Source organism: Comamonas sp. Z3, from assembly GCF_008121565.1.
Lineage (GTDB): Bacteria > Pseudomonadota > Gammaproteobacteria > Burkholderiales > Burkholderiaceae_C > Comamonas > Comamonas brasiliensis.
Map to the genome: position 1 here is coordinate 532,613 of NZ_VOQU01000001.1, position 15,987 is coordinate 548,599.

Annotated in this window: 4 protein-coding genes; 3 read left to right on the top strand and 1 reads right to left on the bottom strand. The window is 60.1% G+C overall.

Annotated features, from left to right (window positions below; translation table 11 throughout):
• The first annotated feature begins 35 nt into the window (after window positions 1-35).
• From FSY59_RS02555 to FSY59_RS02565, 3 genes are read left to right on the top strand one after another with little or no spacing between them, the layout of a single operon-like run.
• Window positions 36-11,420 carry an Ig-like domain-containing protein gene (locus FSY59_RS02555; RefSeq protein ID WP_148728412.1) on the top strand — a complete coding sequence of 3,795 codons (11,385 nt, stop codon included), beginning with the start codon at window positions 36-38 and terminating at the stop codon, window positions 11,418-11,420.
• Between the two features lie 36 nt (window positions 11,421-11,456).
• A complete protein-coding gene (locus tag FSY59_RS02560; RefSeq protein WP_148728413.1) occupies window positions 11,457-12,821 on the top strand; it encodes an efflux RND transporter periplasmic adaptor subunit in 1,365 nt (454 codons plus the stop codon).
• Window positions 12,822-12,827: 6 nt separating this feature from the next.
• Window positions 12,828-14,939: a site-2 protease family protein gene (locus FSY59_RS02565; RefSeq protein ID WP_187427880.1), complete on the top strand. Its 2,112-nt coding sequence runs from the start codon at window positions 12,828-12,830 to the stop codon at window positions 14,937-14,939.
• 403 nt (window positions 14,940-15,342) lie between these two features.
• Here the strand turns inward: FSY59_RS02565 and FSY59_RS02570 are convergent, their stop codons facing one another.
• Window positions 15,343-15,894: a bacterioferritin gene (locus FSY59_RS02570; protein WP_003056899.1), complete on the bottom strand. Its 552-nt coding sequence runs from the start codon at window positions 15,892-15,894 to the stop codon at window positions 15,343-15,345.
• Window positions 15,895-15,987: the final 93 nt, after the last annotated feature.

Sequence of the window (15,987 nt, forward strand, 5' to 3'; positions counted from 1 at the left end):
AACTTCTTTGGTTATTTAAGGATTGGTGAACCATCATGAAGCTTTTCAGCATTTTCAATCGTGGTAGTTCCCGTGTGGCCAGCCGCAATACTCATCCCGCCGGCCCTGCAACCATGGTCTCCACGGTGCGGCCGTTGGCGCTGGAGCAGCGTTTCATGTTCGATGGAGCTGCCGCAACCGATGCTGCGCATGTGGCCTCTGCAGCCATGGTGGTGGATGCCGCACATGATGGTGCGCCCCTGTGGGTGCCGCTGGCCGTCGAAGTGCGGGCCGGCCTCCCGGCGCAAGATGGTGGCAAAAAAGAAGTAGTGTTGGTCGACACCTCACTGGCCAACTACCAATCGCTGGAAGCGGTGGTGCGCGACGGTGTTGCGATTGTCGAGTTCGATGGTTCAGCCGATGGCCTTGCGCAGATTGCCGCCTGGGCGGCCGGTCAAAGCGGGCTGGATGCAATTCACATCTTCTCGCATGGCAGTGATGGGCAACTGTACCTTGGTAGCACCTTGTTGACCAATGCCAGCCTACCGGATGTGCGGGTGCAGGCCGCGCTGTCCCAATTGGGCAGCGCGCTCCAAGTCAATGGCGATTTGCTGCTCTATGGATGCGATCTGGCCCATAGTTTTGTGGGGCAGAACTTCCTCCAGCAACTATCCCAGGCCACGGGGGCAGATGTGGCAGCTTCCAGTGATACGACTGGCAGTGCCTTGCTGGGAGGCAACTGGGCACTGGAATACAGCGCCGGCAGCATTGAGGCCAATGTCCTTGCCGCCAGCAGCTACCAAGGTCTGCTGGCCACGACCACATTTGATTTTGAGAATGTACCGGATCTCACGGTATCTCGAGCTATAAGTCAAACCATTGGTGCAGATACGTTGGTGATTACGGCCAAAGATGCCAATTTAATGGTGTCAACAGAGATAAATATTTTCGGAGTAGATGCAAGCAATGCCTCGGGTCTGATGCTGGCGACCGGTGAGGGTGGCAATGATTTGGAAACGCAACTCACGCTATCTGTGAGCGGTGGAAAAATATTTGATCTCACCGGTTTCACGCTGGCCACGATTGATGGACAAAATCTCGTACTTAAATTGACTACCAGCAAGGGTTCTGAAACTTTTACCTTCAGCTGGGCTAATAATAGCTGGTCATTTTCATTGGTAAATGCCACACACCCTGAGTATTTCACTGGTGTGACTGAGGTCGTGATTACAGAGGCCACAGGAGCGCAGTTTATTTGGGGGCTAGACAATATTGCCTTGAGCAATATTGGTGGAAACACAAATGCTCCTCCCACCACCACAGTCAGCACAGCCGGGCTGTCGGCCGACACTGGTACCAGCAGCAGCGACTTCATCACCAATACCGCCAGCCAGACCATCACCGGGACGCTGTCAGCGGTATTGGCAGTCGGCGAGAAAGTGCAGGTGTCGTATGACAACGGAAGCACCTGGAGCGATGCCTCCACATACAGCGTCGGCTCGAACAGCTGGACCGCTACCACCACTCTCTCCGGCAGCAATACTTTTCAGGCCCGTGTCGCCAACGCCAGCGGCTTCAGCGTCGCTTACACACACAGCTACGCGCTGGACACGACGGCGCCCACGATCACCTTTAGCAATCTATCGCTGCAGACCGATACCGGCTCCAGCAACTCGGACTTCATCACTAACATCGCCAGCCAAAACATCAATGCCACCCTCAGCAGCACACCGGGTGCTGGCGATGTGGTAACAGGCTCGCTCGATGGGGGCGCCACCTGGACCGATATCACTAGCAAGGTCAGCGGTGTGACGCTGAGCTGGAATGGTGTGACCATTAGTGGCAGCAATACCCTGATGCTGAAGGTGGTCGATGCTGCAGGTAACGACGGGTCGATCAGTAGCCATGCCTACACCCTGGACACCATGGCGCCGACCACAACTGTAGCCAGCGTCAGCTTCTCCAACGATACGGGCATCTCCGGAAGCGACTTCATCACCAATACCGCATCACAGACCATAAGCGGCACTCTGTCGGCCAATCTGCAATTGGGCGAGACGGTATGGGTCTCCATCAATGGCGGCACCACTTGGACTGCTGCCACAGCTACCGTCGGCCAGAACACTTGGTCGCTGGCCGGCGTCACGTTGGCCTCCAGCAGCACCCTGTGCGTCAAGGTCACCGACACCGCCGGCAACGACGGCACCACATTGGTGCGGTCGTATACCTACGACACCACCGCGCCCACCATTACCTTTAGCGGCCTGGGCTTCTCCAGCGATAGCGGCGCCGCCGGCGATTTCATCACCAACACCCCCAGCCAGACCATCACCGGCACGCTGAGCACCAGCCTGGCCGTCGGTGATGTGCTCTGGGGTTCACTGGATGGTGGTGCCACCTGGACCGACATCACCAGCAAGGCCAGTGGCACTGCCTTCAGCTGGAACGGAGTCACGCTGGCCGGCAGCAATACCCTGCAGCTCAGGGTGGCGGATGCCGCTGGCAACTATGGCACGGCGCACAGTCAGGCCTATGTGCTGGACACCGGCGCACCTGCCGCACCCTCGACACCTGTACTGAGCAGTGTCAGCGATACGGGTACGTCCAGCAGCGACCAGATTACCAACGACACCACTCCGACCTTTACCGGCACTGCGGAAAGTGGCAGCACCGTCAATGTCTACGACGGTGGGATCCTCATCGGCAGCGTGGTGGCCACTGGCGGCGTCTGGAGCTGTACCGCCAGCACGCTTGGCGAAGGTGGCCACAGCATCACTGCTACCGCAACGGATGCGGCGGGCAATGTTTCTGCCGTATCCATTGGTCTAGTGATCAAGATCGACACGACGCCATCCGCAGTCACCATGACCGCAGTGCCGGCCAGCGGCACTTACTACAGTGGCGATGAGCTCACCTTCAGCGTCAATTTCGATGAAGCCGTCATGGTCGACACCACAGGCGGCGTGCCGCGCATCGCCATGGTGATAGGCAGCACCACGCGCTATGCCACTTACGTTTCCGGCTCCGGCACCAATGTGCTGCGGTTCAGCTACACAGTGACCAGCGGCGATGCCGATGTCAACGGTATCACCGTCAGCAGCCTGTCCGCCAATGGCGCCACCCTGCGTGACACTGCCGGCAACAATGCCACGCTCACGCTGAACAGCGTCGGCAACACCGCTAACGTGCTGGTCGACGGCACCCAGGCCAGCGTCACCAGCGTCAGTTCCAGCACATCCGACGGCAGCTACAAAAGCGGCAACACCATCACCATCACCGTCGATTTCAGCCGCGCGGTGGCTGTCGATACCTTTGGCGGCGTGCCAACCCTGAGCCTGAGCTCCGGCGGCACCGCGACTTATTCCGGTGGAAGTGGAACCAGCACCTTGACCTTTACCTACATCGTGGGTGCCGGCCAAAACAGCGGCGACCTGGATTACGCCAGCATCAATGCCCTAGTGCTCAATGGCGCGGTCATCTCCGATGCCTTCGACGGTCGCAATGCCTCGCTGGCACTGGCAGCGCCTGGCAGCGCCGGTTCGCTGGGGGCCAACAAAGACATCGTGGTCGACACCATCGCGCCGACCACGACAGGCAACGCGGTGATCTTCTCGTCCGACACCGGTAGCTCCAGCTTTGACCTGGTCACTAAGACAGCGGCACAAACCATCAGTGGCACGCTGACGGCCAATTTGGTCACTGGTGAATCGGTACAAGTTTCACTGGACAACGGCTTCACCTGGGCCACCGCTTCTGCTTCCCCGGGCTCTCCCAACTGGTCGCTGGCTGGTCAGACGCTGATCGCCAGCGACACTCTGAAAGTGCGAGTCGTAGATGCCGCGGGTAACGTCGGCACGGCTGCCTCTTTCTCTTATGTGTTGGACACCACAGTGCCCACCGTCGTAATCACCAGCAGCGCCACGGCGCTCAAAGCGGGCGAGTCGGCAACCCTCACATTCACCTTTAGCGAAGCGCCAAGCGGTTTCACTTTGGGCGCCGTGAACGTATCGAACGGCACCTTGAGCAATTTCACTGCTACCTCCAATCCGCTGGTCTATACAGCAGTTTTCACACCAACTGCAGGACTTACGGGCTCCAGCGGCGCTGTGTCGTTGGGGGCTGGCACTTACACCGATATGGCTGGCAATGCGGGTGTTGGAGGGATATCAGCCCCCATTGCGATCGACACTGCTGCACCATCGGCCGTGATCTCTAGCAGTGCAGCCAGCCTGAAGGCGGGTGAGACTGCTGTGATTACTTTCACTTTCAGTGAAGCCCCCCAGGGCTTTGACTTGACCGATGTCACCGTGATGGGTGGAGCGTTGAGTGGCTTCGCAGTCACAGCCAATCCGCTGGTCTATACGGCAATATTCACACCTGCGGCGAATGTAAATTCAGGCTTGGCAGAGGTGTCGATAAACGCCGGCAGTTACACGGACGCTGCTGGCAATTTGGGGCAGAGCACAAGCAGTGCAACTATCCATTACGAGACTGGTGTGCCGACCACCACGGTGTATAGCGTTCAGTTTTCCGATGACACGGGGGCAAGTGCTTCCGACCTGATTACCAATATTTCCGCGCAAACCATCAGCGGCACGCTGTCGACCAATCTGGTCACTGGTGAATCGGTACAAGTTTCACTGGATAGCGGCGCGACCTGGGCCGCAGCCACTGTGGTGGGCAGTGATTGGACCTTGAGCGGCCAAACTTTGTTCGGCAGCGGGGTCTTGCAGGTGCGCGTGGCCGATAGCACTGGCAACTCAGGGCCGGTTTACTCAGCGGCTTATATATTGGATCAATCAGCCCCTACAGTCGTTATCTCCAGCGATGTGGCGACGGTAAATGGTGTGACGCCAGCGCTGATCACTTTCACATTCTCGGAAGCGCCTGTGGGATTCAGTGCCGCCGCTATTTCTGTGGCCGGGGGAACCTTGGGCGCGTTGACGGCCACCAGCGACCCCAAGGTGTTTACCGCCACATTCACGCCGAACAGCGGTGTCGCCAATGGTTCTGCCGTCATCTCGGTCAATACAGGCTCTTATACGGATGCGGCCGGGAATGCGGGCACTGCGGGGATGCTTTCCTCACTGCAGATTGATATGGTGGCGCCGACAGCGACACCGGGAGGAATTCACTTCTCCAACGACAGCGGTGTGCGAGGCGATTTCATCACCAATGTGGGTGCGCAGACCATCAGTGGGAGTTTGTCGGCGCCGTTGGCGCAAGGCGATAAGGTGCTGATTTCGCTGGATGGCGGTGCCAGTTGGATAACCGCTTCTGCTTCGGGTACCAACTGGTCCGCAAGTGCAACTCTTCATCTAGGCAGTAATACGCTACAGGTGAAGGTGAGTGATTCCGCGGGCAATGAAGGTGCCATTCTGCCGCAGGCTTATGTCTATGACACCACAGCGCCGAGTGTGGTCCATGTCGATTTGCCTGTGGATGGAGCGTACGGAGTAGGGCAGAGGCTGGATTTCACGGTCCACTTCAGCGAGGCAGTCATTGTCGATACCAGTGGCGGCACGCCGCGCATTGAGGTGACACTCGACACCGGTGGTATCGCCCATGCCGAGTATCTCTCCGGCAGCGGCACCAGCGCCTTGGTGTTCCGCCTGGTAGTCGCCAGCGGGCAGCAGGATAACAACGGCATCACCGTGGGCAACAGCATTCAGCTCAACCGTGGCAGCTTGCGCGACCTGGCCGGCAACGATGGTGCCATTGCGCTGACGCCTGGCAGCAGCAGCGGAGTCTTGGTGGACGGCGTGGTGCCGACGGTGGCCGACGTTATTGTCCCTGCCAATGGTGGTTACAAGGCCGGCGACGTACTGAGCTTCACCGTCAATGCCAGCGAAGCGGTGTTCACCAGCGGCTCGCCGCGCCTGGCCGTGGATATCGGCGGCACTACCCGTTATGCCAACTTTTTGGCGAGCAGCAGCGGTGGCTCGACCCTTGTGTTCCAGTACACAGTCCAGGCCGGTGACAACGATGCAGACGGCATCAGCGTCGCCAGCAGCCTCGATCTCAATGGCGGCAGCGTCAAGGATGCGGCCGGCAACGACCTGAACTTGACCCTGAACAGCGTCGGCAGCACCGCCGAGGTGGTGGTGGATACCGTGGCGCCGAGCGTCACCAGCATCGTCCGCGCGGGCGGCTCGCCGTCCAACAGCGGCTCGGTCAGCTACACCGTGACCTTCAGCGAGGATGTCAGCGGCGTCGATGCAAGCGACTTTGACGTCACCTTTGGCGGAACCGTCACCGGCACCCTGGCCAGTGTCATCCAGGTGAACGGGCATACCTACACCGTGGTGATCGACAACCTCAGCGGTGCGGGCAACGTCACCCTGTCCCTGAACGGCAGCGGTACCGGCATCGTCGATGCGGTCGACAACGCGGTGACCGGTGGCCTGACCGGCGAGACCTACGCCATCGACCGCGTGGCGCCAGCGGTGACCAGCGTCAACGTGCCAGCCAACGGCAGCTACATCGCCGGGCAAAACCTCGATTTCACGGTGAATTTCAGCGAGAACGTCATCGTCGACACCAGCGGCGGCACGCCCCGTATCGCTGTGACCCTGGACATTGGCGGCACCGTCTATGCCCAGTACCTCAGCGGCAGCGGTGGTAGCGCCCTGGTGTTCCGCCTAGTGGCGGCTAGCGGTCAGCTGGACACCAATGGCATCACCCTGGGCTCGTCCATCCAGGCCAACGGCGGCACCCTGCGTGATACGGTCGGCAACAACATCATCACCGGCCTGAACAGCGTGGCGAGCACCACCGGTGTGCTGGTCGATGCCGTGGTGCCCACGGTCAGCAATGTCAGCGTGCCGGCCGGCGCTGCCTACAATGCCGGCGACACCCTGACCTTCACGGTCAACATCAGCGAAACAGTACTGGTCAACGGCGTCCCGAGGCTGCTCCTGGATATCGGCGGCAGCACGGTATTCGCCAATCTGGTGTCCGGTTCCGGCACTTCGACCCTGGTCTTCCAGTACACCGTCCAGGCGGGTGACAACGACGCCGACGGCATCAGCGTCAGCGCCAGTCTTGACCTCAATGGTGGCAGCGTCCGTGATGCCGCTGGCAACAACCTCGTTCTGACCCTTAACGGCCTGGGCGCGACGTCTGGCGTGATTGTCGACACTGTGCGCCCGACGGCGACTATTGTCGTGGCGGACACCAGCCTTGCGGTCGGTGAGACCTCGCTGGTGACCATCACCTTCAGCGAAGCGGTGGACGGGTTTGACAACAGCGATCTGAGCGTTAATGGCGGCACCTTGAGCGCTGTCAGCAGCAGCGACGGCGGCGTCACCTGGACGGCGACCTTTACGCCAACCGCCAACATCACGGCCACCAGCAACCTGATCACGCTGAACAATGCAGGCGTGACAGACAAGGCAGGCAATGCCGGCAGCGGCGCCACCGACTCCAACAGCTACGCCATCGACACCCTGCGTCCAACGGCGACCATTGTCGTGGCGGACACCAGCCTTGCGGTCGGTGAGACCTCGCTGGTGACCATCACCTTCAGCGAAGCGGTGAACGACTTCACCAACGCCGACCTGACGGTGGCCAATGGCACGCTGAGCAACATCAGCAGCAGCGACGGCGGCATCACCTGGACGGCGACCTTTACGCCGACCGCCAACATCACGGCCACCAGCAACCTGATCACGCTGAACAATGCAGGCGTGACAGACAAGGCAGGCAATGCCGGCAGCGGCGCCACCGACTCCAACAGCTACGCCATCGACACCCTGCGTCCAACGGCGACCATTGTCGTGGCGGACACCAGCCTTGCGGTCGGTGAGACCTCGCTGGTGACCATCACCTTCAGTGAAGCGGTGGACGGGTTTGACAACAGCGATCTGAGCGTTAATGGCGGCACCTTGAGCGCTGTTAGCAGCAGCGACGGCGGCACCACCTGGACTGCCACCTTCACGCCCACGGCCAACCTGGAGAGCACGGTCAACCGGATCACGCTGAACAACGCTGGTGTGGCAGACAAGGCGGGCAATGCCGGAGTGGGAGCCACCGACTCGAACAACTACGCCATCGATACGCTGCGCCCAACGGCGACCATTGTCGTGGCGGACACCAGCCTTGCGGTCGGTGAGACCTCGCTGGTGACCATCATCTTCAGCGAAGCGGTGAACGACTTCACCAATGCCGACCTGAGCGTCAGCGGCGGCACCTTGAGCACGGTCAGCAGCAGCGACGGCGGCATCACCTGGACAGCGACCTTCACGCCCACGGCCAACCTGGAGAGCACGGTCAACCTGATCACGCTGAACAACGCCGGAGTGACAGACAAGGCGGGCAATGCGGGAGTGGGCACCACCGACTCGAACAACTACGCTGTCGACACCCTGCGACCTATGGCCACCATCGCCGTAGCGGATGCGGCGCTGCAAGTCGGAGAGACCACCACGGTCACTATCACCTTCAGCGAAGCGGTGAACGACTTCACCAATGCCGACCTGACGGTGGCCAATGGCACGCTGAGCAACATCAGCAGCAGCGACGGCGGCATCACCTGGACGGCGACGTTCACGCCAACCGCCAACATCACCGATGCCACCAACCTCATCACCCTGGACAATTCCGGGGTCACCGACGCAGCGGGCAACGTTGGCAGCGGCACCACCGACTCGAACAACTACGCCATTGATACCCAGCGTCCGACCGCGACCATTGCGATGGCGGATACCGCGCTGAAAGTCGGTGAGACCTCGCTGGTGACCATTACCTTCAGTGAAGCGGTAAGCGGTTTCAGCAACGCCGATCTGACCATTGCCAACGGCACCCTGAGCGCGGTCAGCAGCAGCGACGGCGGCATCACGTGGACGGCGACGTTCACGCCAACCGCCAACACCAGTGACGCCACCAACCTGATCACCCTGGACAATTCCAGGGTCACCGACGCAGCGGGCAACGTTGGCAGCGGCACCACCGACTCCAACAACTACGCCATCGACACCCAGCGTCCGACAGCCACCATTGTCGTGGCGGACACCAGCCTTGCGGTCGGTGAGACCTCGCTGGTGACCATCACCTTCAGCGAAGCGGTGAACGACTTCACCAATGCCGATCTGAGCGTCAGCGGCGGCACCTTGAGCGCTGTTAGCAGCAGCGACGGCGGCGTCACCTGGACGGCGATCTTTACGCCCACGGTCAACCTGGAGAGCACGGGCAACCTGATCACCTTGGACAATTCCGGGGTCGCCGACGCAGCGGGCAACGTTGGCAGCGGCACCACCGACTCCAACAACTACGCCATCGACACCCAGCGTCCGACCGCGACCATTGCGGTGGCGGATACCGCGCTGAAAGTCGGTGAGACCTCGCTGGTGACCATTACCTTCAGTGAAGCGGTAAGCGGTTTCAGCAACGCCGATCTGACCATTGCCAACGGCACCCTGAGCGCGGTCAGCAGCAGCGACGGCGGCATCACGTGGACGGCGACGTTCACGCCAACCGCCAACACCAGTGACGCCACCAACCTGATCACCCTGGACAATTCCAGGGTCACCGACGCAGCGGGCAACGTTGGCAGCGGCACCACCGACTCCAACAACTACGCCATCGACACCCAGCGTCCGACAGCCACCATTGTGGTGAACGACACGGCGCTGGCGGTGGGCGAGAGCACCACGGTCATCATTACCTTCAGCGAAGCGGTGACGGGGCTGGATGTTGGTGACTTCATTGTGGAGAACGGCAGTCTGAGCAACCTCAGCAGCAGCGACGGCGGCCTCACCTGGACGGCGACCCTGACGCCAACGGCCGGCATCACCAATGCTAGCAATCTAATCACGCTGAACAACACCGGCTATGTGGATGCGGCGGGCAACGCAGGCACCGGCGCAACGGACTCGAACAGCTACGCCATCGACACCCAGCGCCCGACAGCCACCATCGTGGTGAGCGACACTGCACTGGCAGCGGGCGAGACGACGCTGGTGACTATCACCTTCAGTGAAGCGGTCAGCGGGTTTGACAACAGCGATCTGACGGTGAGCAGCGGAACGCTGAGCACCGTCAGCAGCAGCGATGGAGGCATCACCTGGACAGCCACCTTCACTCCTGCGGCAGGCATCACCAGCACTGCCAATGTCATCATGCTGAACAACACCGGCTATGTGGATGCGGCAGGCAACGCAGGCACCGGCACGACGGACTCGAACCACTACGCCATCGACACCCAGCGCCCGACAGCCACCATTGTGGTGAACGACACGGCGCTGGCGGTGGGCGAGAGCTCCACGGTCATCATTACCTTCAGCGAAGCGGTGACGGGGCTGGATGTTGGCGACTTCAGCGTTGAGCACGGAGCACTGAGCAATCTGACGTCCAGCGATGGTGGCATCACCTGGACGGTGACCCTGACGCCAACGGCTGGTATCACCAATGCCAGCAATCTGATCACGCTGAACAACACCGGCTATGTGGACGCGGCTGGCAATAGCGGAACGGGCACTACGGCATCCAATGTCTATGCCATCGATACCCTGGATCCGGTTGCGCCGGAAATTACTCTCGACCAAGCCACGCTGGTGGAGGGACGACAAGTTTCTCCAACAGGCTTGGTCATCATCTCCGGTCTGGAAGCGGGGGGAAGCTGGCAGTATTCCCTGGACAATGGTGCCTCCTGGCTTGAGGGCAGCGGCAATTCCGTCCAGCTACCGGGTCTCGGGGCATTCAGTCTCTGGGTCCAGCAAAAGGACGCGGCGGGCAATGCATCTCGGGTGACCTCACTCAACGGAATTGTTGAACCCCTGGTTCCTCCGGCAGTGCAGCCTCCGGGCCTACCCGTCATGAATGATCTGCCTGCAGGGTCTGGTCTCGCACCATTTCAAGCTTCAGAGGTGTCAGAGCCGAATGCAGATTTTCTGCGGTCCACCTCGGCGGCGCTCAACACGTCGTCTCAACGCGGTGGGATGCAGGGTTCTGAACATTGGTCCGGATACGGAGTTCCGCAGTCAATTGCAGGCGTCAATGACTGGATGGGGGTGTCTCTTTTCACACCCACAGAAGTCATCCGCTCCGGATCTGATCCGGTGCCGGAGCAGTTCTCCGTTTCGACGGGAGCCAGCATTCTGGACCTGAAGCCCGTCCTCCTGGCGTCGGATAGTCCGTGGGATATCGCATCACTCCGGTTCAGCTTCGCCGACCGGCAGGAGCTGCCCGCATGGGTGCGCCTGGACCGTCATACAGGCCAGCTGACCATCAACGCTCCCAAGGACCTCAGCACCACGCTGGTGCTGCAGATCAAGGTCAGCGACGGAAAAGGGCATGAGTCGGTGCGTACGGTCAAGCTGGTAGTCGGCGATGCACGGGCCACCTCGGCTGTGCCGGCAGGGCGGGCGGGTCTCAGTGAAAAGATGGCCCATGCGGCTCATCAGCAGGCCGGGAAAAGGATGTCCATGTATGTTCATGGTTGATGGAATCATGAGTGCTGCATATCAGGTGCCGATGCAATGAATGCAGCCGTTTCTCCTCAGAGCGCGAACCCGGCAATGCTGCTGCTCGAGCTTGGGCATCGAGCCAGGGCCGCACGCAGCAGCGCCGAACTGCGCTTTTTGCTGGTCAACGACAGCCGTTTGCTCGTGCCTTATCGTCAAGCATGTTTGTGGCTGGACAACGATGGTGTGACAGCGCTGTCCGGCGTGGTCGAGACCGACAGGAACACTCCTTATGCGCAGTGGCTGCACGGGGTTGGTCAGTTTCTCCAGGCGCAGCCATCCGTTCAGGTTCGGCGCATTGAGCCGGCCCAGCTTCCTCCCGAGCTGGCCAGTTCCTGGAACGAATGGCTGGGCGCCTATGCGATTTGGGTGCCTCTTGTGCAGGATGCCCAGACACCTGTTTGTTGCGGCGGGCTGTTGCTTTCAGGGGCGCAGCCTATTGAAGAGCAGCGTTTTCCGCTGCTCGCCGAATGGTGTCATATCTGGTTCCATGCTTACTCCGCATTGCAGGCAGGCCAATCCAGGTTCTGGCGAAAGCCTGCGGTATCAGTAGCTGCGGCCAGGAGCTGGTGGCAGAAAAAGCCTGTCTGGATCATTGGCGGGCTTATTGCGATTGGTGCTGTCCCCGTGCATATGAGCGTTCTTGCTCCGGGTGAACTGGTAGCGGCCCAGCCTGTGGTGTTGAGAGCACCTCTGGATGGCGTCATCGATCAGATTCATGTCCAGCCCAACCAAGTGGTCCGTAAAGGTGAACGCTTGTTTGGACTGGATGAGGCGCAGATCGGCAGCCGATTGGAAGTTGCCCAGCAAGCCTTGCTGACCGCTGAGGCCGAGTACCGGCAATCGGCCCAGCTGGCCTTGGGCGATGCTCGTTCCAAGGCGCAGCTGGCCGTGCTCGTCGGGCGTATAGGCGAGAAGCGCGCCGAGGTGCAATACCTGAGCGATCAGCGTGAGCGCAGCCGGGTGCTGGCACCTGAAGATGGCATGGTCCTGTTTGACTCCCCCACGGAATGGTTGGGCAAGCCGGTGCAGACGGGCGAGCGCGTGATGCGCATTGCCCGGCCTGATGAGGTGGAAATCGAGGCCTGGATCCCCATCGGGGATGCCATTCCATTGGAGCAGGGGTCTATGGTGAAGCTGTATCTGGCTGCCAATCCTATGGCTGGTCTGGAGGGCAAGCTCCGGTACATGGCATACGACGCCAGTGCCAGGCCGGATGGCAGCTACGCCTACCGGGTGCGAGCCACCATGCCGCCCAATAGGGCGGAAGCCCGTATTGGCCTCAAAGGTACCGCCAAACTGCAAGGCGATTGGGTGCCCCTGGTCTATTGGGTTTTGCGCAAGCCCTGGGCCGTCCTGCGGCAGTTCCTTGCCTGGTAAGTCGGCATGAGTACCGAATGGCCTGCATTGCGTGAAGAGCTGGATTTGCTTGCCGGTCCTGTGCTGCCCGATGGCCAGCCCAGCTGGACCCTGCATGATCCCGTGCGTAATCTGTTTTTCCAGCTGGACTGGGCCAGCTTTGAGGTGTTCAAGCGCTGGCATTTTGGTGCCGCTGACGCGATCGTGCAGGATGTGAATGCTCAAACGACATTGACGCTGCATCAGGAGGACGTGAACGCGCTTTTCCAGTTTGCGCAGCGCAATGATCTGCTGGAACCACTTCCCCATAGTGCTGGCACGCTGGCCGAGCGCTGGCAGTCCAGGCGTTCAAGCTGGATGCAATGGCTTTTGCATAACTACCTCTTTTTTCGGGTCCCTCTGATCAAGCCCGATCGATGGCTGACACGATGGGCGCCGCGGCTGGACTTTCTTTTCAGTCGAACTTTTGCCTGGATTACCTTGCTGGCTCTGTGCGCTGGACTTTGGGGCGTTTCCCGCGCGTGGGGTGTGTTTACCGCGACCTTGGTTGATTCGCTGACCTGGCAAGGCCTGGTGGCCTATGGCTTGACTCTGGGGTTTGTCAAGGTATTGCATGAACTGGGGCACGGCTTGACCGCCAAGCGATTTGGATGCCGCGTTCCCACCATGGGCGTCGCCTTTCTGGTGCTGTGGCCGGTGGCATACACAGACACCAATGAGGTCTGGAAGTTGACACGGCGTGACCAGCGCCTCAAGGTGGCAGGAGCTGGAATCGTAACGGAGCTGATCATTGCCGCATGGGCCTTGCTGGCCTGGGTCTGGTTACCAGAAGGTGCACCCCGATCCATGGCCTTCTTGCTGGCCACCACGACATGGGTCAGCACCCTGGCCATCAATGCAAGCCCATTCATGCGCTTTGATGGGTATTTTCTGCTGTCCGATTTTCTGCAAATGCCCAATTTGCACTCACGTGCCTTTGCCCTGGCGCGCTGGGATATGAGGGAGAGATTGTTCAAGCTCGGAGAACCTCCGCCAGAGTTTTTCTCCAATGCCAAACGCCGCGGGCTGATCCTGTTTGCCTGGGCTACCTGGATTTATCGACTGGTTCTTTTCTTGGGTATTGCGGCCTTGGTCTATCACTTCTTCATCAAGGCGTTGGGCATTTTGCTGTTTCTGGTGGAAATTGTGTGGTTCATTGCCAAGCCTGTCTGGTCAGAGATTTCAGCGTGGTCTTCACGCTGGCCTCAAATCCTGCGTAGTCGAAGAGCTCGTTGGAGCGCTGTCGGTGCCTTTGTCCTTGTTGCGCTGTGCTGGCTTCCGATGCCTGCCCCGATTCGCACGGAGGGCATGCTGCAATCCAGTGATATTTGGCCTTTGCATGCACTTGACGCATCGCAGCTGCAACAGCAAATACTTGGCAACGCAGATACGATCGCACTGGATGCGCCTGTCTTTGTGCTGGATTCCCCGGCGCTCAAGGCTGCCCAGGCGCAGAACGATGCCCAGAGAATCCAGTATTCACAGCAAATAGCTGCGGCAGGTTTCGACTCGGAGCTGCGCCGAGATTGGCAGGTTCTGCAGGAGCGCCAGCTGCAGGCGGCCACCCAACAGCAGGCGGTGGAAACCGAAGCCAGCCGATACCGGCTGAATGCCTCGGGCGCCGGAGTGCTGCGAGATGTGGATCCTGATCTGCGGTCGGGGGACTGGCTCGCCCGCAACGAGCTGCTGGGCAGGGTCGTGGGCCGTGATCGCTTGGAGGTTCTTGCCTATGTGCAGGAAGAAGATGTCCAGCGCATCAGCACCGGCGACAGCGCAATTTTCATCGCTGACGCTGGTGTGGGGCCGGTGCTGGATCTGAGGGTGCGCAGCGTCGATCAGGATGCGAGTCGTACTCTCTCGGAGGCGGCGCTGTCTTCGGCGGCTGGCGGCATGATTCAGGTTCGAAGCATGCAATCGACCCTGTACCCGGAGCGCCCGGTCTACAGAGTGGTGCTGGATGTGGTGACACCGCTGGAGGCAGACACCGGTTTTCAGCACCGCTGGCGTGGCAAAGTCGCCATTCGCGGTCGTTGGGAAGCCGCTGCAGCGCAGTTTGTGAAAACTGCGACAAGTGTCTTCTGGCGAGAAGCCGGTTTTTAGCCTCTGGTAGCTGTGTTCTGTTCGTCAGCAAACCGGATCGTTTCCAGCGGCTGCTCATTCCAGGGCTGAATGACAGCGATGAGAACCTTGCTGCAGCACTGAAGCCTCAGGTCATCGGTTTCCAATTCTGGAGTGTGGCCGAAGAGCGGCATGGCATTGACCGATGCACGGCTTTGCACAGCATGCGGTGGCTGTACAGCGGGTGGGCATGCACGGACTGCAGCGCGGCAAACTCAAGGCGCTCATCGCGGTGAGGACACCGCGTGTGAGATAACACGTGCCCGAGATAACAGCGCTGCCTGCGTCGGCTTCGGGTGTTGGCAATGGCTGGCTGAGCTGCGGCAACGGATACTGGAGTCGGTGGATTGGGCCCCATACCCCGCTCAGATGCTGATGGCGGCTGCTATTTATGCATCCAGTCGGACAGCTCGTCAGCGTGCTCCTGCTCCTGCTCAAGGATCTGCTCAATCAGACGGCGAGTCGTGTGGTCTTTATCTCCGATGAGGGCAATCATCTGTGTGTAGGCCTCGATAGCCACACGTTCCGCAACGAGGTTGGCCCGAATCATGGAATGCAGATCCAGTTGCTCATCGTAGTCAGCGTGACTGCGGTCAACAAGCGTGGCCGGATTGAAGTCGGGCTCACCGCCCAGTTGGACAATGCGCGCAGCTATTCGATCGGCATGGGATTGCTCCTCGTTGGCATGTACGAGAAATTCACCAGCTATGGCTGGAGAGGACAGGCCGGTAGCGGTGAAGTGGTGCCGTTTGTATCGCAGAATGCAGACCAGTTCGGTGGCCAGGGAGTCATTCAGCAGCTGGATGATGTCCTCGCGCCAGGGGCTTTTTTCTTCAACGACAGCTCCGTCATCCAGGCTGCGCTTGGCTCTTTCCAGAGCTTGGGTATCAATCTTCAGTCGCGCGTGAGCGTTTTTCCTTTGTGCAATTTGGGACATACGTGGGTCTCTGAGTGATGGGGTGAACACAAGGCTGGCAGCTCCTGCCGGAGTCAGGCCAGCCGCGTATGTCCAAACTTAGATGGCATCGCC

What these genes read in the sequence shown, in the direction of transcription:
- FSY59_RS02555 (WP_148728412.1), top strand. Translation starts at nt 36, where the DNA reads ATGAAGCTTTTCAGCATTTTCAATCGTGGTAGTTCCCGTGTGGCCAGC.
- FSY59_RS02560 (WP_148728413.1), top strand. Translation starts at nt 11,457, where the DNA reads ATGAATGCAGCCGTTTCTCCTCAGAGCGCGAACCCGGCAATGCTGCTG.
- FSY59_RS02565 (WP_187427880.1), top strand. Translation starts at nt 12,828, where the DNA reads ATGAGTACCGAATGGCCTGCATTGCGTGAAGAGCTGGATTTGCTTGCC.
- FSY59_RS02570 (WP_003056899.1), bottom strand. Translation starts at nt 15,894, where the DNA reads ATGTCCCAAATTGCACAAAGGAAAAACGCTCACGCGCGACTGAAGATT.